Genomic DNA, 17,712 nt, shown 5'->3' on the forward strand with positions numbered 1-17,712 from the left:
TCACTGCTCAACAGCTTTCAGCCGTCTCGCAATGTATGTGTCGACGGCAAAGTAACCTGCCCCAAAGATCAGAACCATCAGAGACGCAAACAGAAAGGTATAGGGATCAGCGACGTAAAATTTCCCCGGGTCTGAGAAGATCGCGGAGAGCGCCTCTCGGTCGGCGGTCCAATACGCCACGAACATATTGCATGCCAACAGAAGTGCTATCGGGCGCGAGCACAGGCCCAGGATTAAGAGGATACCGCCGACGAACTCCAGCATCGAGACACAAGGGGCTGCGATACCGGGAAGCGGAATATTAAGACTGGCGAAGAAGCCTGTAATTTTCGCAAGGTTATGTAATTTGCCCCATCCCGTCTGAGCGAACTGAAATCCCCAGTAGAGACGAACGAGCAGGAGCATCGGGGATTGAAGGGACGAAAACGCCGATGCAAGACGGCGATACAGGACAAACAGAGGGCTCATCGTTTCCTCGCGCATGGCTCGCTGACTGACTGCGGGCACATTGTTTTGCCTCGTTAGAAACGCGGAGGTGCGATTTGGTTACAGGGGTCTTTTCGTGCGAACTGTGTAACTGTTTCAACGCTCGCACGTCAGATGTTCACCGTCTGGCTGGAGGTACTCTCATGCAGATCCGTTTCGTTTATGCAGTCTCGATTGCTCTCCTGGCTGCCCCATTAAAGCCGCATGCCGCTGCTCCTGATAGTTCGGGGAGCACAGCGCCTTCGTCTGTCGCAATCGTTGAGCTCTTTACTTCAGAGGGATGTTCGAGCTGTCCGCCAGCCGACTCACTGCTGCGGCAGATCAATTTGAAGCAGACAGATGCCGGGCAACTCATCATCGGTATCAGCGAGCATGTAACGTACTGGAACGATCTCGGCTGGAAAGATCCGTACTCCTCGCCCACGTTTACGGAAAGGCAGAGCGCTTACGCGTCCCGCCTATCCTCTGAGGGTTCATACACGCCCCAGATGGTTCTGAACGGTCGCGACCAGTTTGTCAGGAGCGATGGGTCTGCGCTTGAACGGGCCCTGCGCGACGACACTCGAAGAGAGCATGTGGCGCTCCACATCGTCTCCTCCACGAATAGTTCCGATGGAGTCGATGTGAGATTCTCAGTGGCCGGAAAGCCCTCAAAGCCATTCGAAATCATCGCCGTACTTGCTGACGATACGGACCGCTCTAATGTCCTTCGCGGCGAAAACGGTGGAAGGCAACTCCAGCATGTCTCCGTCGCTCGCTCTCTGACGCGCGTGGCCACGCTTCGGGATGACGGAGAGCAATCTGTGCACGTTTCTCTCCCGGGAGGGTTTGCGACGAACGGCTCCGCAGGCCATCACCTGATTCTCTTCGCCCAGGAGCCGCACCAGGGAGCAATCCTCGGAGCGGCCACCATGCCTCTTTGAGAAAAGAGAGGCGCAATGTAACTATCCTTCTCCTCGTGCTTCAAACTGGCGGATCGGTAGGGGCACTCACTGAGGTTCGAATGCACTCATCCGGGCCAATCGCTCCATTTCGTAACCCATTTTCTGTGGCATAGGGTCTATGCCCAACCGAAGAAAGGAACTCTTCATGAAGAGCACCAACGTTAACAGCCTCGTCCTTGCGGCGGCCTTCGCCGGCCTTCTCGGCGGCACTTCCGCACGTCTCAACGCCCAGCCGGTCTCGGGTCAATCCACAACCGCCGCAAGCTCCTCCGCCTTCGCAGGTGTCATGGTCGCAGCTGACCAGAAGGACCTGCCCAAGCACGCCTGCAAGGGCCAGAACGACTGCAAGGGCCAGGGCGGCGGCGACAAGAAGCATGCCGGCAAGAACGCCTGCAAGGGTCAGGGCGCCTGCGCCACCGACGGTTCCAAACCCCCTAAGAACTAACCTCAACCGCGTGTAGGGGGTCCACTTTCTCAGGTGCCTCCTACACGGATTTCATGCTTCACTCAGCATCGGAGTACATATGCCTGCTAATCGTTTCAATGGGTACACCGACTACGGTATCGGCATCGGCTTGAGAGTTCCGCATTACGATCACATCCTCTCCAGGAAGCCGGTGGTCGATTGGTTTGAGATTATCTCGGAAAACTACATGGTGGACGACGGCCGTCCGCTGAGGATTCTCGATCAGATTCTCGACCAGTACCGCGTTGTGCAGCACGGTGTCTCCATGTACTTCGGAAGTGCGCAACCGCTGAACCGCGACCACCTGAAGCGGATCAAGGAACTGACGAAACGAACCAAGACGCCTTGGCTCTCTGATCACCTTTGCTGGGGCAGCGTTGATGGCCGCTATACGCACGACCTGCTGCCTCTGCCGTACACATTCGAAGCCATCCGCATTACCGCCGAGCGCGTGCGTATGGTGCAGGACTATCTTGAAATCCCCGTGGCTGTAGAGAATGTCAGCAGTTACGCGGAGTACCACGATTCGGAAATGACGGAGTGGGAGTTTCTGAACGAAGTGGTGCACGCAGCCGACTGTGGCATCCTGCTCGACGTGAATAACATTTACGTTTCTTCTCAAAATCACAACTTCGATCCGATGGACTACGTGAATAGCATCCCCGTCGAGCGCGTCGCTCAGATTCACCTTGCCGGCCACTCTAAGTTCGAGAAGTATACGCTCGACACACACGATCATCCTGTCCTTGATCCTGTATGGAGGCTGTACGCTCGTGCGATCGAGCGGTGCGGACCCACCGCAACCCTTCTCGAATGGGACGACAATATTCCGTCGTTCGAAGAGGTCCACGGCGAAGCGCTCAAAGCGAACCGATTCCTGTCGGCCGCGGAGTTCGAGAACGTACCTGCAGAATTGCCCCTACTCGAGGAGGCACACGTATGAGGCTCCTTGAACTGCAACGCCGGATGGCTGAGGATGTGCGACGGCCTCTAACGGCCGACTTCCTGATGCAGGAGACCGCGGACGACGGTGCGTCGGTCAGTTCCATCGCCGCAAGCTATATCAGGCCCAATGACCGGCTGCCCTCATTTGAGCGTCTGGAGATCTACAATCGGCAATACTGGTTCCGCCTCATCAGCGCGGTATCCGAGGATTTCCCTACGCTCAACGCCCTTCTTGGCTCGCGCCGCTTCGAACAGCTGATCCTCGCCTACATAAATGAGAACCCATCGACATCCTGGACGCTCCGGGACCTGGGCGCGAAGTTGCCGCAATTTCTGGAGTCGCATCCAGAGTTCGCGGGGCGGCGTCATCGCCTCGCGGTAGAGGTCGCGAGGCTTGAGTGGGCGTACGTCGATGCATTCGACCGAAAACACCGCACCCCACTGACGGCGGAAGAGGCGCAAAATATTAGACCGGACTCACGGCTGTCCCTTCAGCCGCATCTGCAGTTGCTTGAGTTGAGCTATCCGGTCGACACCTTGGTGTTGGCGGTAAAGAAAGGCGCTCCGGAGGCGGAGATCGTGAGCAGCGCTGCCACTCGGCTCGAAGCGAAGACTAGTCTAAAGCTACCCTCGATGAGACAGCAGCGGGTCTGGTTAGCGGTTCACCGTTATGAGGATTCCGTCTACTATCGGCGGCTTCGCCGCGAGGCTTTCCTGCTGCTGAGCTCTTTGCACTCCGGTGCGACTGTGTCTGAGGCCGTCGGGCATGCCTTCGAGAAGGCGAAGCTGAATGTCGAGCAACAGGCAGAAGTTTTGCGCGAAAGTTTTGTTCACGCCTCCGAATTGGGATGGTTTTGCCTTCCTGAGGCAAAGGAAGATTCCAGGCTTCTTGTCATGTGATCCAAGCGAGGGAATGGGTGATGAGTAATGAGCGAGATCAATGGTTGAAGAGCATAGGAATGTCCTATGCTCTTTTGCGTATCGCGTTGGGTTTGAACATCTGCCTACATGGCTTCGTTCGTTGGACGGTAGGACTTAGGAGCTTTGCTGATTCGCTGTTGCCGATGTTTCAGAAGACCCCTCTACCCGGATGGTCCGTCTACACCTTCGGCTATGTGCTGCCGATTGTCGAGACTCTGGTGGGCGCCTCGATGCTCTTTGGCTTCCAAACCCGACGCGCTTTGATCTCAGGGTCGGTTCTCATGCTTGTCTTGACGTTCGGTTCGACCCTGCGGCAAGACTGGCCCGCTGTCGGAATACAACTCACGTATTCCTGGGTTTATTCTTTTTTGCCGGCGGGGATTCGATTTGATTCCTACGGCATAGATCAGATGTTGGGGTCATCAACCCGAGGAGAGACATAACGATTCCCACGAGGGCAATGGATAAGTACCGAGCTTGACAGGCTGAGCAGTCCAAATAGGGATCAGTGTGCCTCATGGTCGCGCTTGACCTTGACAAGCATATAACTTGTGCCTTCACTCTTCCAGAACATCAACGGTTCATATTGGGCTGCAGTCGCTAAGTACTGCCTGCTATCAATGCTCCATTCTATCTTCCGTTATCCATTCGCTTATCAGCGTCACGAGCCAATTCAATTCAATCGTACCGCTCTACGATGGGGGGCAAGTGCAACACGAAAAATCAATGTAGCGCCGTGTTGCTGCGCAGACCACTTTGTAGACCAATTGACACGTGAACAGTTATTAACCGAAGTCATATATATCTACTTCACCCAGTACTGATCAACAGCAGATTAAATGTAAATATAGTTGCTATGTCATGTAACTAAATGTGGGCCGAATATTCCTATGGGCACACGGCCAGGTGTAGAGGTACTTACTCGACATCTCGCCGTGTATCCCCTAAGAAAAAGGAGTCCGACCATGGTTACTGCATTTCGCGGGTCCTCCCCTTGTGGAAGTGACCTTGATGTGATCGCTCTGCGCTCACGCATCTATTCCTCGACGAAGCTCTTCATTCTGGCCAGCGCCACGATGATGAGTAGCCTTTTACCTTCAACCCTCTTTGCGCAGAATGTTGTTGTGACGAGGCCGCCGGTGTCTCCGGAGGCGATGGCCCTGCATGTCCTCGCAAAGCGTCCTGTTGCAAAGTTGCCAAGGACGATAGACCTGGCTGAGAGTTCGTCCGGGTTCAACTCGGCACAAGGGTTCGGAGCCTTAGCGCGCGATCTGGGGCAGCCCGGGTGCGACCTGTTTCCTGCGCCTGCGAATATCGGCACGAATGTAGGCCTTTCGTACTTCGGTCCCCCGCCTTCCACAGTCAACCAGAGCCTAGTCGGTCCCGTGCAGTTGCTCAACACCGGACAAGTCGACGCCACTGCCGGCACGATTACCATTCCTCTGTATAAGGGAACGGTCAAGAGCACCGGCAAGACGGCCTGGTACATCCTCACCGATGTTTCTGATCCGGGGATTGCCGCGGAGCTAGGCCTGAACTTCTCGGCTAAGATGAATAACATCACCGCCGCCGCCAGGACCGGTAACTTGGGTCCCGATGGAAACATCATATTCGACAAGGGCACTGTCAATTTCGCTCCGAATCGGAATATTGTTCCCGGGCCGGAAGGTGACGAGTTTCCCCCCAAGTCTTTTACGCCCGGCGAAGTCGGGGATGCGAACTACAGCCCCTACGTCCGAATCGCCAATGGCGGAGGCGTGGTCTACAACGCACCGATGATAGCCTACAATGTCGATGCAAGCCAGATTAACTTCCCTAACGGCAACGTCGACTATACCAAGGTTCATGACGCGGTCCAGGCGATCGATCCAATCGGCATGACCGTCACCTTGGCACTCGTCAACGGCTTCAGCTTCGGCCGCCCGGTGTGGTACATCTCGATGGACGCCAGTATCCCCCTTGCGGCCGCGATCGAGCACAACACGTACGCTCCACTGATGGGTAAGCTTCTGCTGGGCAATGACGACAGCGCCGGCAGCCCGATCGAGCGCATCTTCATCGCCACCAATGGCCAGGAAGGTTGCGATAATCCTCAGCGTCAAGGGCTGTCCGCCGACCTGAACGACGGACACCGGCCGAACAACACTCTGGGCGGCATTCCCACCCTCGCGCTGGACTACAGCCCCGCATGGGACGCAAACCTGTACACCTGGACCGACGACGCCATTAACAAGGGTTATCGCCAGCAGCTTCGCGAAGAGTTCCAGATCCTCACCTACGCGGCAGACGGCCTGATCATGGGAGCGTCGCAAACGGCACCGTTCGGCAGTGCTGGTTTCTCCATCAATTGCCCGATCGTCCAAAGACTAGATTGATCAAAGGACTTCTTCAGGGATTGTTCAAGCCTGACTTCGTGACGCTTGAACAATCCCTGCTTTTCTTTCAACGGTCCATCTGACACAAGCTCTTTATCCTTTAAGCTCTTCGATTAGCGCCCACACTTTAACCTGCCCTGCTTTTATTCGCCACAAGGCGAATAAAAGCAGGGCGCTGTAACTTTTTCCGAACCGGCTTGTCAGATTGGCATTCTACAAGAGGAGTGCCTCGTCATGTCCGCTTTCACCCTTTCATCCAGTAGAGCCCAGAAGGCCGCCGGACTTCGCCTGAATCAAGCGTGGAGCGTGCTCCTCGCCATTACCTGTGCGTTGCTTTTGGGAAGATCCGTGCTTGCCGAGACTCCGGCGGTAGGTGCTAAGGCAGCCGATTTTACTCTGTTGACGCCTACCGGGAAGTCCGTAACGCTTTCCGCCGAGCGGGGAGGGCACCTTCTTGTGCTTGTCATCTTGCGCGGTTTCCCCGGCTATCAGTGCCCCTACTGCGTTAAGCAGGTTCACGATTTCGTCGAGCGTGCGTCAGACTTCAAAGCAAAGAACACGCGGGTGCTTCTGGTGTACCCTGGACCGCCGGCCGACCTCGATCAACACGCAAAGGAATTCCTCGAGAAGCAGGCTGAGTTGCCTTCTAACGTTGTTCTTGTCACTGACCCTGACTATAAGGTCACCAACCTGTACGGGCTGCGCTGGGATGCACCGCACGAGACAGCGTATCCATCTACCTTCATTCTCGATGGAAGTGGCACCGTGGTGTTCGAGAAGGTCACTCACAGCCACGGCGATCGCCTGTCAGCACTGGATGCACTCGATCACCTTTCCACAAACTAACGTGGGGGCTGCGCCGAGAAGTTTCCGGCGCAGGCTTTCCTCAACCGTCGCGGGTCGAACATGCAAAACCTTATCAAACGACTCTTGTTCCTCCTCCTCCCTGTCTTCATTGCACTTCCTTTCTTTTGCCAGCTCAGTTGCGTGAAGTGGGCACGGGTGCACCGGGCCCCGTCAAAGCCCCGCATCTCACCGCGGAACTGATCTCCGATTCCGGGACTATCAATCCTGGGGGGCTGGCTCCCTGGAAGACATGTGACTTTCTCGTCAGTCTCTGGAAGGAGTTCGATGCGGGTGAGTCTTACGAGGCCTGCTTCGCGAAAGCTATCGATCGCAGCATGCCCGTTCTGCTGAATCTCAACAATAACGGTGGAAGCTGGGGCGAGAACGGCGTCAGCTATGAGCGCGTAGTCAAGCGAGTGCAGCCGGAGATCGAGGGAGGGTGTCCTGAGCTCTGGGAATATCTGACACCTCAGCTGGAAGCGGGACGTCACAAAGGTTCCTTCGCAGCGTCCGCGTTGTAGTAAGGAGGCTTGCCTATGAATGGGTTAAGGCTATTATTCCTTGAACAGATGTGAGGCGTGCGTGATGGCGCCGCCGGCACGCATCGCGGCAGCAATGATCGCCGCTTCAACGAGCATTGCGTCGGTCGCACCTTCTGTACGAGCAGACTGAACGTGCAACTCGACACAGTATGGACACTGCGTCGTCAGAGCCACAGAGACCGCGATGAGTTGCTTATGGATGACGTCGATCGCGCCGGGCGCAAACGTCGCCTTGTCGAACACCCAAAACGCCTTCATGGCGTCAGGAGCGTTCTCATCAAGGCGCTTCAGTTTCGTGAGATTTGAGCTGTTATACATTGCTCTCTCCGGAAGAATTGGAAGCATTCGAGTCAGATCGCCAGCTTGCGACAACAAGTGAATCTTCGTTGAAAATCTGACGAGCCAGCTGGCCCGAAGTTACAGCTAAGGGAAGCCGTTCAGAGACAACCTCCCTCAGCCTGCGCGAACGTGTGAATTGAGTGGTGCCAGCATCTCAGCCCGGAGAACACCTATTGGAAAATCCGTGTCGCGCGACACGGCTCACAGAAGACCGTCCTGGTGCTGGCCTGTGACACTCAGAGTGCTCTGAGGTTAGAGCTTTTCGACAACGATATCCACGGTCTTAATCTCGGGGTGAGTAATGAACAGTTCGTCAGCCTTCGCGAAGAGCGCCTTGGCAATCTCCCCGTTGACGTGCGCATTCCTTCCGGCTTCATCCTGAAACGTATCGAATATCCCGAACGTCGCGGGGCCGATCCTGAAGGCGAACCACGCTGTCGTCCCTGTTTCCGCCTCGACAAGCGGGCCTGCAGAGCGCAGAAATTCTTCTACCTCAGCTTCCTTACCGGGGCGAGCCTGCAATGTTGCTAGTATTCCGACTTGGTTCACGCAATTTCTCCTTAATGGGTTGTGCGAATAGACTTTTTGATTCCAGTGGTGCTCGAGTGAATGGCGACCCGTCTGCCGAGTTGAGCACAGAGAGGCCCTCCCCCACAAACGAGGCTGAACATTAGAAGCAGACACGGGAAGAAAGTTACGCTAACGTCGAGTGAACAAGTTCGGTTCTGGGGGCGGCCATATTCCCTTCACTGATACGCGGCTGGGAGCGCTGATGTGATCACTTCATCCTCAAGGGAGATCGCTAGAAACGGATCAGCAATCCTCCGGTGAACGCAACGTTGTTCTGAAGACCGCCGCGAGTGTCTACTCCGTAGTGACCGACCTGCAGTTCACAGCTCAGTCCTTCAACGTGAGCAACACGCCCAGCTACATCATTCCTCTGGGCAGTGGAAACGCACAGCTTGGAAACGCCGCCTTCGGAACGGTCACCAACTACGATCCGAATTACAACCCTCGTCAGTATCAATTCGCTCTGAAGTTTCAGTTCTGATATCTCAGGCCAGACTGCAACGCAAAGGGTATGCCGCTGCAGCTCTTCCTTTTTGGGGGAGGAGTTGTAGCGGCATGGATTCGTGTACTGAAGTGCGCGTACACGCGACCGGCGTGCCTGGATTGATTCGTGCTCTGGTCTTCTCCTAGTCGATTGTCGGCAGGCAAGGCTTTGAATCGCCTCACAAGATCAGTGGCCAAGAGCGGAATTTAATTAGACTCCGCATATATTGCAAATGAAAGCGCCCCACTGCAAAAGAATTATTCATTTTTCGCAGTAGAACTTTTTCACCGATCGTTGTAACCTTCACCGACTCCGCCATTCATACAACCGCGCAACCTTAGGGTCATCTTGTGCATTGCTGATTCATCAATGCATGGAGGCTCCTGCGCAAAAGGGGTCTTACCCCCCAAAGAGGAGTAAGCAGCATGATGAAGTCGATTCCTGGTCTTTTGGCCGTCACGCTTTGTATCGGAGCATCCGCATCGCCTGTGCTCGCACAAGCCGGCGGAGGCAACACATCCGTTTTCGTTATGACGAACGATAAGGTCAAAAACGAAGTCCTGACCTATCAGCGCGGTTACGATGGACAGTTTGTCCTGAGAGAGCGCGCTGCAACCGGCGGCCGTGGCAGCGGCGGCGAAACCGATCCTCTTCAGTCTCAAGGCTCGCTGACCATCAGTGGAGATCACACTCTCTTGTTTGCTGTGAACTCGGCAAGCGGGTCAGTCTCAAGCTTCCACATTCTCAACGGCATTCCGGTTCTGGTCGACAAAGAACCTTCCGAGGGCGCCTTTCCCGTCGCAGTGACGGAGCACAACGGCACGGTTTACGTCCTGAACGCAGGCGGAAGTGGTGCGATTGTTGCATTCAAGGCAGATGGCTTCGGACGGCTCCACGAAATTCAGAACTCATCTGCTTTCCTCACTGGCACGAACTCCGGCGCTTCATCCATCTCGGTGAGCCCGAACGGCAAGTGGTTGATCGTGATAGAGAAGGCTTCGAACAGCATCGATGTGTTCCCGATCCTTGTGGATGGCACATTAGGCACTGTTGTTGCCAACAAGAGCGTCACTGCAGGAGTATTCGCAACGGTGTTTACTCCTGGTGGTCAACTCATCGTTTCCGAGAATCAGCCAAACAGCGGAACTGACACATCCTCGATTTCCTCGTATACGATCAACGCCAACGGCACGCTCACTGCGATCACCCAAAGCATTCCAACTTTTGGCAACGGCAACTGCTGGAATGCCATTACTCCCAACGCAAAATGGGTATTTGTCGATAACTCTGCCACATCCTCGGTGGCAGGATTCTCGATTAGCTCGGCTGGCGCGTTGAGCCCCATTGCCAACACTGTCGTTAGCACCCTTCCTGAAGGCTCGACCAACCTCGACATGGCTATCAGCGCTGATGGAAAGTACCTGTTCAACGTACTGTCCGGCGCCGGCGAAATTGGTGTGTTTTCCATCAATGCCAACGGCACCGTCAACCAACTCGGCAGCATCGAGGGTCTTCCCAATACTGTCGGTTTCAACGGCATCGCTGCTCTCTAACCCAAACAAAACGATCGCCCGCGCCAATGAGTGATCCAGGCGCGGGCGACACAATCTCTCCAATTGGCAGCTCATCGGGATTGTTGGGGCTGCGATGGCCTTGACGTGATGGCTCGCCGGAGCTGCGCAAGCGGCGCATCATCATCGAAGTCAATTCCGTTCGGCCTGGGTCGAACGCCCAATTCTTCCCAGAGTTGATCTAAATCCACACTCACTGGCATGTCTTTCCATCGCTGGTACAAGTCACTCAGCACGGTGGTCCCAGTGGCTTGGTCTCCTATGTGAAGAATGGGAGGCAGTGCGGATTCGGTATTGATCGTAGCCCTTGCCGCAACGATGGCACGAAGGGCATCCTGTAGCCCCTTGCGATTCTCAGTCGCTCGCCGGATCTCCACATCCGCGACCAAACAGAACATCGCGCCTCCCCAATACGTGCGGCCCCAGGTGTGGATCCGGTCGATTCCTCGATCGGCTCGTTGAGGCTCTCCCTGGGGCATTCCCGAAACCATGTCTTTCCATACTTTTTTGCAGGTAGTTGGCCATCCTGGGCTCTTGCGATTGGCTCAACGTAGGTTGCAATACCCTCCTCAAGTCAATGGTGCTCGTCGGCGAGTGAAGCGATTCCCATGTGCACCAGTTCATGGGTCATGGTCCAATCGGCCTCAAGATCAGTTTCCGATACCGCCGCCCCAAGGGGCATCCTCGAGACACCTTGAAAACCGTCAATATCGCCCCAGGTGGTCCCATGGATCGACTCATCATCGTCCTCGCTCTGAGTAACACTCACCCGGGTGCGTCGAACCGGAAATCGTCCATAGTACACGGCGACCGACTCAGCTGCTCGACGCACCCATTGAAGGACATCGTCCGCTTGGAGGGACGACGGCTGAAGCTGGATGTCGACCTCGATATCAGATTGCCCGATCTTCAGGAAATATCGAGGGCTTTGGAGCTGCTGTCGTCCGGCGGCGATGGGGTGAGACGAATCACGCTGGTACCTAGGGGATTCGCACCGAAGCTTAAGGCAGCTGTTAACAATAAAGTCGCCAACATCGCTGCCCCTGAGACCACCGATACAGGATTATGGTTACAGGCGGCGCCTGCACCTCAGGTATTGAAATTTTGCCTGTATCTTTGCCGGGATTCATGCGTCCAATGCAAGTGGCTATCGAGCGCGCATTGAACACCCGTCCTGAAGGTTCTGAAAGTAAGGTGCTTCAGCCTTCCAATGACCGCGGAGTTCGCCGTTGGGCCGTCGGTCTAACCAGCTTGGCCTTCATCGTGCTGCAAAGCGCCTGCACCATGATTATGGCGCTCAGCGGCTTCAGGCTGGCCATGGGATTAGGAGCCCTCGCCGCAGCTGCGGTGGGAGTGAAGGGTCCCGCAACTGGTTTTCATCAGGATGCGATCCGCATTCCGATGATGATTCTTGCAGTGGTAGGGTCGATCATCAATCTTTACATGATCTGGAGAATTCGCTCACTCCGGAAAAGGGCATCTTCTCAGTGGAGACGGCAGCCCGTTTCACCGCGTCGCTCGTGGGGAGAACGAGTGCAACTCACACTCGCGGTCTTGACTTTAGTTCTTGTCCTGGCCGAATTTCTCTCTCATCACTATGTCTTCCGTCTGGTTGGATAGTGCGCAGATTTATGTCTCGATCTGTGAGACGGGATGCGATATCGCTTCCAAGAGCTGTTAACAGAAGTCTGTTTTAATGCCATCCATGTCCACCTCCCGTCGCGCTTTGTGAAGTTTGCTGCTCTGCTTTCGGGCGCAACCGGCATCTCCGGCTTTGTGCCTTCCTCTATCCAGCGAGTCTTTGCCATTGAACCCACGCCGGGAACAAGCTTCGTGGACGCGGAACACATTGTGATCCTCATGCAGGAAAACCGTTCGTTCGACCACGCGCTGGGAAGCCTGAAAGGCGTGCACAGAGCCGATTAGTCCGGATAAGACTCGCCCCGATAGAAGGCAAAAGTCGGCCATTTTCACTGTGTGGGATTTTGTGGGTACACAGTCTCAAGATCCTGAGCAATTGTGGGCAATCTCCACGGTCGTACTGGCGAACCTAGCGACCGCAAACCGCTGAAAATGCGTAATATAGAGCACTCCTGAGCAATGCTGAAAACTGCAACTTCCTAGCTGTTAACCGAAGCGTCCTAAGCTGGAATTCTGTTCGAAGGAGCGAAGTCTAAAGGCTTCGCCAACGGCGAGTACTTCAACCGCCGAAGCAATTTCACGACGAGGACGCTGTCACCTGGGCAGAGGTCTGCGGGACAGAGGTCGCGGGTTCGATAAGGGTGCAATAAAGGCTTCCAATCGTGCCGCAGGGCGCTAAAAGGAGCCATCTGTTACGCCTGATTTCAATAAGTTACCGGTTTTTGATTTTTTGTCACGGCGGAGGTCAACAACCACATAAACGTGTAGTCGCCATCTCGTACAGCTGATACGTGTGCGTGATTCGATGATTGGGAGACCGTCTACTCGGAAAATGGAGCATTCGCGACGACATCGGCAAAGTTGGGGGATCTGTACCCCTCGACATATCGAACGCCGAAATCCCGAACTATGTTGTCAAAGGTGGACTCCGGCTTCAGACGAGCGATGTTGCAAAGGCACTCTTTGAGACCGTTTTTAAGTGCCAGGCGCGGAAATTCGGCTAGGATCGCGCTTAGTTTGTCCTGCGGAATTCGATCAAGGCCTACCCCCAAAATATCCGCCGTTATTCCCGAATGGGTCATAGCCACTTCGGGCTCTTTGTGAAGAGCGATAGATCGTGTGGTATGAAGCGCGATGGCATCCCAAACAACTTGCATCTGCTGCGTCGAGATGCCTCGCCCCTTCAGAAACGAGCGCGCCGCATTGGCGCCATCCACCTCGAAACGATTTTCCGCCGTATAGCGGTCAGTCAAGCCCAGATCATGCAGAATCGTGGCTACTGCCAACAACTCCGCATCCGGAGCACATTCAGCGCTTTCTGAAAGCAATACGCCGAATAGCCAGGAGCGCATCGCATGGTTGAAGAGAAATGGCTCTGACGCGCTGCGTGACAAATCAGTCGCATCGCGAACCAGAACTGTATCGGGTACTTTGATTCCTGCTAGGACCATTCCCTACCTCCCTCGCTTTCATATAGTCCGTGGCCGGCGATTGGCTTAATTCCGCTTGTCTCATCGGTGACAAGTGCGATCCTTCCATCGAGCTTGCCCGCCCTTTTTCTCGTCGGTCGTCATTCTGTGCCTCTTTCAGCGATGTCATCATCGCCAATCCGTTCGAGCTTTCTCTTCCTGCTGCTCCCTGGACATCCACTCCTGGATATAAGGTGAGCAATGCAACACCGAGATACCTTCGTCCTCGCGGGCGTTGAGGAACAGAATTGCTTCGATGTCCACGAGATCGACCTCCTCCAAATCAAGCGCGATCAGCTCTCCGCGGCTAATCTCTGCCTTTACCTGATCGAGATGGTGAGATCGAAACTCTCCGCTCAGCCGAAGTCGAACTTTACGTGAATCCCGAATTCGTTCGATCTTCAGAATCATGGCTCCTGACTCCTAAGCGCACTCTTCCATCAAGCAGCGAACTGTCTTAGGTGATAGTCCACGTGAATCTGCAGCAGTTTCCCCCACTCTTTCGGAGTCATGTTGCCGAACATAGGGTGAGGTTTCCAGGCATCCTCAGTTCTTGCGTTCCAATCAACCTCCAGAATTTTCAGCAATTGTGATTTCTCATAAGCAAACTCAAATCTCTGTGAATGGGGGATTTTGAAGCCGGTCGGGAGCCTTAACCCGACCGGCTGTTCTGGATACCAATCCACGAGAATCCATTTGAAAAGCGTCCTCGAAATCAGATAAACGATTGATCGACGCCGAGAACTCAAAGGACTTTGAAACCGTCAAGGCAATGGTATGGGAGTCCCCGTCAGCTCTGTTCGTCGCCAAGACCGCAACTGCCGCAGAGGGAAATTGGGCGGGCTTCTGGGGGCACGATGTTGTCGTTCAACATCTTCACGATGTTATCTACGGCGGTCCATTTCGCATCGATCCGGATTACACGAAGGCTAAAGCTGTACTGCTGAAACCGGATGTCGCCGAGACGTATGTGCCGGTGCAGATCACCGTTGGCTATGCGGGCCAGCAGGCGGTTCCGAAACCATTCCTGCTCCTAATCGATTGGGTAAAGACGTCATCAGGATGGAGAATGGCAAGCGACATCGCGATTCCCGTTCCGCCTGCTCCTACGCCGGAGCGCAAGTAGCAACACCGAACGCGCATCCACTCGTGGGTAACGCGCCGCATGGCCATCGCATCGCCAACAAGGCGGCCTAATTGCCACGCCGCGGTTCGATAACGAAAGTCGAAGCAACGACTTTAGCAAGAATGAGAAATGAAGGCTATCCAATATTCCGAGTTTGGCGACCGCGGTGTACTCCAATATCTCGATCTTCCAGAACCGGTGGCGAAGGAAGACGAATTTCTGATCGATGTTACAGCGTCTGGAGTGAACTACGTCGATATTCGTGAGCGGCAAGGGGTATATCAGCGTCCTGAGACCCACGTTGGATCCGACAAGATGCTTCCACGTATATCCGGGCTACAGGTGACTGGGCGGGTGAGGGCAGTTGGGCCGCAAGGGACGAAAGCCTAATAGGGAAGAAAGTTGTCGCGGAGTTGAGCGGAGGCGGATATGCCCAGGTCGTAGCGGCTCCGGCATACTCGACCGTTGTAGTTCCAGAATTCGTCGACGACGTCAAGCTCGCTGCTCTACCGACGCAGTGGCTGACGGCGTGGCTCATGCTGAACGCATCCACGCAGCTACTCCCAGGGGAGAGTGTTCTTGTTCATGGCGCCGCAGGCGGCGTCGGCTCAATTGCCGTACAGATCGCTAAGGTCATGAGCGCTGGACTCGTCATCGGTTCCGCGAGCACGGAGGAGAAGAGGGAATTCGTTCGCGGGTTGGGCGCCGACGCCGCCATCGACTATAGCGATCCCGCCTGGGTCGGCGAAGTGCTACGCATCACAGGCGACCTAGGAGTTGATGTCATTCTGGAGTCGATCGGGGGCGAGATATTTCAACAGAACTTCGAATGCCTCGCTAAGTTTGGCCGGCATATTATCTTTGGATCGACCCGGGGCCCCGGCAATCCTCTGCCGCCGAGACAGCTCATGGCGAAGTCTCAGGCTTTGATTGGTATCTACCTGCCGGTATACTTCGCGCGTCCAAACCTGATCCGCAAGAGCCTTGAGGAAATGGTCGAGAAGTTTATCGGCGGCGCTGTGCAGGCGCATCTAGCTTCTGTCCTGCCCCTGAGCCAAGTGGGCGAAGCCCATCGCCTGCTCGAGGAACAAAAGGTCTCCGGTGTTATCGTGCTCGATCCCCGCAACTAGACAAGGAATCTACCATTCTCGATGGCGGACCGCCTTGATCACATCATTTGACCAATTCAACAACCCAAGGACAATGCTTCCCATGATTCGAAACTTCTTAGCCTCAGCCATTTCCGTTCTATTGTTCACCGATTCCGGTGCTCTTGCACAAACCTCAACCTGGACTATCGATACAAACCAAACACAGGTTGAATTTCAGGTCCGTCGGGTGCCTGTCAGTAATGTGCGCGGATTCTTCAGTGGCATCACCGGGACCGTGAGCTGGGACGAAAAAAAACCATCTAAGTCCCACGTTGATGTCACTATCCCAACAACTTCTATCTCGACGAACAACGCGACGCGTGATGCGGACCTCAAGTCGCCGAACTTTTTCAATGTCGAGAAGTTCCCGACCATGACCTTCAAATCCACTACCGTCTCCGGTACACCCGGAAAGCTTCAGATCACTGGGGATCTGACGCTCGCAGGCATCACAAAGAGCGTTACGCTGATGGTCGATGGACCAACTCCTCCGACGAAGATGGGCAAGCTAATCATCGGTTTCGCTGCTACGGGCACCCTGAAGCGTAGCGACTTCGCCTTCGCCCCAAAATATCCGACGGTCATTTTGGGCGACGAAATCAGATTCACCATTGACCTTGAGGCTGATCAATAGTTGTTAGTCGCAACTGACCATTGAGCTAGAGTTCCTTCGTTAGACAATGCAGCCCTGACCACTTTTGCTGCCAGGTCTGAAGGAACGCACGAAGCCCGAAAGACTAGTGATTATAGCAGCGCTGCCCCTGTAAGCCCATTTGGTGCGCGGACCGCTCGACCGTCCCCTGCTGACCGAAGCTCCTGCTTCCTAATGGCCTATCGCTGCGACGTGGCTAACGCTTGTCAGCATCTTGTCGTCTGTGCCACGGAGCAGTTGTTGGGAGAGATTCGGATCCAGAAGTGGACATCGTTAGCAGGCGCCGCAAAACTGTGTATACGGCAACTGCGAAGAATTATGACCGCAACCCATTAGCTTGTCAGTTGTCCCGGTATGGAGCCTCATCACTGAGCGCTCTTACCGGTATCGTTGAGAAAGCCGTAACGAGCCAATTGGTAGCCATCACTTGTGCGGATAGCCGGTTATACAGCAACTTGCCCAAGACACAGAGCGATCTCGATAGGTCAATGAGCGCTAAGGCCTGATTGCGTCAGTTGACACACGATTTCCACGCAGACCGTAACCTCGGGAGGCTGTCAGTTGTTTTAGGAGCGCCGTTATCAATCTGGCAATGCGGTGAAGGTTGGAAATCTTACTTCCTGGTCCGTTGTAAGAAGCGACGGAAGGTTCACCCTTAAGGCGCAACAATCGTTGCCTGCCGAGCAATCAATACCCAATGACCACCCTCCATCTTCCATACATCGGTAAACCTCCGCCGGACCTCTTTCCCAGACATTGGAGAATCGCCCTTCGGCACTACCCGCTCGTCTCCCATCAGCAATACCATCTCGCCAAGCATCCCTGCGTACTCGATGGACCGCACATAACTGCTGTAACTTATCAGCCCTGAAGTGTTTCTTCGTCCCGTCGCCCCCCGGATCGAGACGGTATTCTGTGGATTGTTGACCACAAGATCCTTCGCCAGCAAGGCCGCAAATGCGGCATGGTCATCCTTTATCAGCGCCGTATCTATTCCATTGACGGCCTCCAGCACAGAAGCGATCTTCGGTTCTTTCGCGGCGGCGGCAACCTCTGAATTCGCTGCCTTCCACTCCGCCATCGCAGATGCCGTCAGTGTCAGCACAATCAGCGCCACACGAATTGCGTTCCTTGATAGACGTTCGTATGTCATAGCCAGTTCCCCTCAGGTGCCATCTTATCGC

General features: G+C 54.9%; 25 protein-coding genes. 16 read left to right on the top strand and 9 right to left on the bottom strand.

The window, feature by feature from the left end:
• A complete protein-coding gene (locus OHL23_RS18290; RefSeq protein ID WP_263353403.1) occupies positions 1-468 on the bottom strand; it encodes a DoxX family protein in 468 nt (155 codons plus the stop codon).
• 161 nt (positions 469-629) lie between these two features.
• On the opposite strand from OHL23_RS18290, the gene OHL23_RS18295 reads away from it, so the two are divergent.
• The 8 genes from OHL23_RS18295 (at position 630) to OHL23_RS18330 (ending at position 7,504) form a co-directional block, all read left to right on the top strand.
• Entirely contained in the window at positions 630-1,409 is a 780-nt protein-coding gene (locus OHL23_RS18295) for a DUF1223 domain-containing protein (RefSeq protein ID WP_263353404.1), read from the top strand.
• Between the two features lie 139 nt (positions 1,410-1,548).
• Positions 1,549-1,875 carry a hypothetical protein gene (locus OHL23_RS18300; RefSeq protein WP_263353405.1) on the top strand — a complete coding sequence of 109 codons (327 nt, stop codon included), beginning with the start codon at positions 1,549-1,551 and terminating at the stop codon, positions 1,873-1,875.
• A 79-nt stretch (positions 1,876-1,954) separates the two neighbouring features.
• Entirely contained in the window at positions 1,955-2,839 is an 885-nt protein-coding gene (bufB, locus tag OHL23_RS18305) for an MNIO family bufferin maturase (protein WP_263353406.1), read from the top strand.
• The gene (locus OHL23_RS18310; protein WP_263353407.1) at positions 2,836-3,741 is read left to right on the top strand and encodes an HvfC/BufC N-terminal domain-containing protein; all 906 of its coding nucleotides are present in this window, start codon (positions 2,836-2,838) and stop codon (positions 3,739-3,741) included. Before bufB ends, OHL23_RS18310 begins: the two co-directional genes overlap by 4 nt.
• Before the next feature lie 59 nt (positions 3,742-3,800).
• Positions 3,801-4,205, top strand: a complete 405-nt coding sequence (locus OHL23_RS18315; RefSeq protein ID WP_263353408.1) for a DoxX family protein — start codon at positions 3,801-3,803, stop codon at positions 4,203-4,205.
• Between the two features lie 522 nt (positions 4,206-4,727).
• Positions 4,728-6,137 (top strand): hypothetical protein, encoded by a 1,410-nt coding sequence (locus OHL23_RS18320; RefSeq protein WP_263353409.1) that lies wholly within the window; start codon positions 4,728-4,730, stop codon positions 6,135-6,137.
• Positions 6,138-6,371: 234 nt separating this feature from the next.
• Positions 6,372-6,983 (top strand): peroxiredoxin family protein, encoded by a 612-nt coding sequence (locus OHL23_RS18325; RefSeq protein ID WP_263353410.1) that lies wholly within the window; start codon positions 6,372-6,374, stop codon positions 6,981-6,983.
• Positions 6,984-7,129: 146 nt separating this feature from the next.
• Positions 7,130-7,504, top strand: coding sequence for an HD domain-containing protein (locus OHL23_RS18330; protein ID WP_263354119.1), 375 nt, complete (start codon positions 7,130-7,132; stop codon positions 7,502-7,504).
• 33 nt (positions 7,505-7,537) lie between these two features.
• On the opposite strand, the gene OHL23_RS18335 is transcribed toward OHL23_RS18330, so the two are convergent.
• Both OHL23_RS18335 and OHL23_RS18340 read right to left on the bottom strand, forming a co-directional pair.
• Positions 7,538-7,843 carry a carboxymuconolactone decarboxylase family protein gene (locus OHL23_RS18335; RefSeq protein ID WP_263353411.1) on the bottom strand — a complete coding sequence of 102 codons (306 nt, stop codon included), beginning with the start codon at positions 7,841-7,843 and terminating at the stop codon, positions 7,538-7,540.
• 273 nt (positions 7,844-8,116) lie between these two features.
• Complete coding sequence (locus tag OHL23_RS18340) at positions 8,117-8,413, bottom strand: putative quinol monooxygenase (RefSeq protein WP_263353412.1); 297 nt, start codon at positions 8,411-8,413, stop codon at positions 8,117-8,119.
• Positions 8,414-8,738: 325 nt separating this feature from the next.
• Between OHL23_RS18340 and OHL23_RS18345 the strand changes: the two genes are divergently transcribed.
• Positions 8,739-8,915: a hypothetical protein gene (locus OHL23_RS18345; RefSeq protein WP_263353413.1), complete on the top strand. Its 177-nt coding sequence runs from the start codon at positions 8,739-8,741 to the stop codon at positions 8,913-8,915.
• A 428-nt stretch (positions 8,916-9,343) separates the two neighbouring features.
• Positions 9,344-10,471 (top strand): lactonase family protein, encoded by a 1,128-nt coding sequence (locus OHL23_RS18350; protein WP_263353414.1) that lies wholly within the window; start codon positions 9,344-9,346, stop codon positions 10,469-10,471.
• A 71-nt stretch (positions 10,472-10,542) separates the two neighbouring features.
• Here the strand turns inward: OHL23_RS18350 and OHL23_RS18355 are convergent, their stop codons facing one another.
• The gene (locus tag OHL23_RS18355; protein ID WP_263353415.1) at positions 10,543-10,887 is read right to left on the bottom strand and encodes a hypothetical protein; all 345 of its coding nucleotides are present in this window, start codon (positions 10,885-10,887) and stop codon (positions 10,543-10,545) included.
• Between the two features lie 176 nt (positions 10,888-11,063).
• The gene (locus OHL23_RS18360; RefSeq protein WP_263353416.1) at positions 11,064-11,321 is read right to left on the bottom strand and encodes a hypothetical protein; all 258 of its coding nucleotides are present in this window, start codon (positions 11,319-11,321) and stop codon (positions 11,064-11,066) included.
• A 296-nt stretch (positions 11,322-11,617) separates the two neighbouring features.
• Between OHL23_RS18360 and OHL23_RS18365 the strand changes: the two genes are divergently transcribed.
• Together OHL23_RS18365 and OHL23_RS18370 are read left to right on the top strand one after the other, a co-directional pair.
• Positions 11,618-12,109: a hypothetical protein gene (locus OHL23_RS18365; RefSeq protein ID WP_263353417.1), complete on the top strand. Its 492-nt coding sequence runs from the start codon at positions 11,618-11,620 to the stop codon at positions 12,107-12,109.
• 33 nt (positions 12,110-12,142) lie between these two features.
• Positions 12,143-12,415 carry an alkaline phosphatase family protein gene (locus OHL23_RS18370; protein WP_263353418.1) on the top strand — a complete coding sequence of 91 codons (273 nt, stop codon included), beginning with the start codon at positions 12,143-12,145 and terminating at the stop codon, positions 12,413-12,415.
• Positions 12,416-12,951: 536 nt separating this feature from the next.
• Here the strand turns inward: OHL23_RS18370 and OHL23_RS18375 are convergent.
• From OHL23_RS18375 to OHL23_RS28940, 3 genes are all read right to left on the bottom strand, one after another.
• Positions 12,952-13,581 (bottom strand): HD domain-containing protein, encoded by a 630-nt coding sequence (locus OHL23_RS18375; protein ID WP_263353419.1) that lies wholly within the window; start codon positions 13,579-13,581, stop codon positions 12,952-12,954.
• A gap of 147 nt (positions 13,582-13,728) precedes the next feature.
• A complete protein-coding gene (locus tag OHL23_RS18380) occupies positions 13,729-14,010 on the bottom strand; it encodes a hypothetical protein (RefSeq protein WP_263353420.1) in 282 nt (93 codons plus the stop codon).
• A 29-nt stretch (positions 14,011-14,039) separates the two neighbouring features.
• Positions 14,040-14,285, bottom strand: a complete 246-nt coding sequence (locus OHL23_RS28940; RefSeq protein ID WP_396127385.1) for a DUF1569 domain-containing protein — start codon at positions 14,283-14,285, stop codon at positions 14,040-14,042.
• Between the two features lie 41 nt (positions 14,286-14,326).
• On the opposite strand from OHL23_RS28940, the gene OHL23_RS18385 reads away from it, so the two are divergent.
• The 4 genes from OHL23_RS18385 to OHL23_RS18400 all read left to right on the top strand — a co-directional run bounded on the left by OHL23_RS18385 (position 14,327) and on the right by OHL23_RS18400 (position 16,510).
• Positions 14,327-14,725: a hypothetical protein gene (locus OHL23_RS18385; RefSeq protein ID WP_263353421.1), complete on the top strand. Its 399-nt coding sequence runs from the start codon at positions 14,327-14,329 to the stop codon at positions 14,723-14,725.
• A 129-nt stretch (positions 14,726-14,854) separates the two neighbouring features.
• Positions 14,855-15,115, top strand: a complete 261-nt coding sequence (locus OHL23_RS18390) for an alcohol dehydrogenase catalytic domain-containing protein (RefSeq protein ID WP_263353422.1) — start codon at positions 14,855-14,857, stop codon at positions 15,113-15,115.
• A gap of 23 nt (positions 15,116-15,138) precedes the next feature.
• A complete protein-coding gene (locus OHL23_RS18395; protein ID WP_263353423.1) occupies positions 15,139-15,855 on the top strand; it encodes a quinone oxidoreductase family protein in 717 nt (238 codons plus the stop codon).
• An 82-nt stretch (positions 15,856-15,937) separates the two neighbouring features.
• Positions 15,938-16,510, top strand: coding sequence for a YceI family protein (locus OHL23_RS18400; RefSeq protein WP_263353424.1), 573 nt, complete (start codon positions 15,938-15,940; stop codon positions 16,508-16,510).
• Positions 16,511-17,183: 673 nt separating this feature from the next.
• Here the strand turns inward: OHL23_RS18400 and OHL23_RS18405 are convergent.
• Positions 17,184-17,681: a nuclear transport factor 2 family protein gene (locus OHL23_RS18405; RefSeq protein ID WP_263353425.1), complete on the bottom strand. Its 498-nt coding sequence runs from the start codon at positions 17,679-17,681 to the stop codon at positions 17,184-17,186.
• Positions 17,682-17,712: the final 31 nt, after the last annotated feature.

This window comes from Acidicapsa acidisoli, assembly GCF_025685625.1.
Classification (GTDB): Bacteria; Acidobacteriota; Terriglobia; order Terriglobales; family Acidobacteriaceae; genus Acidicapsa; species Acidicapsa acidisoli.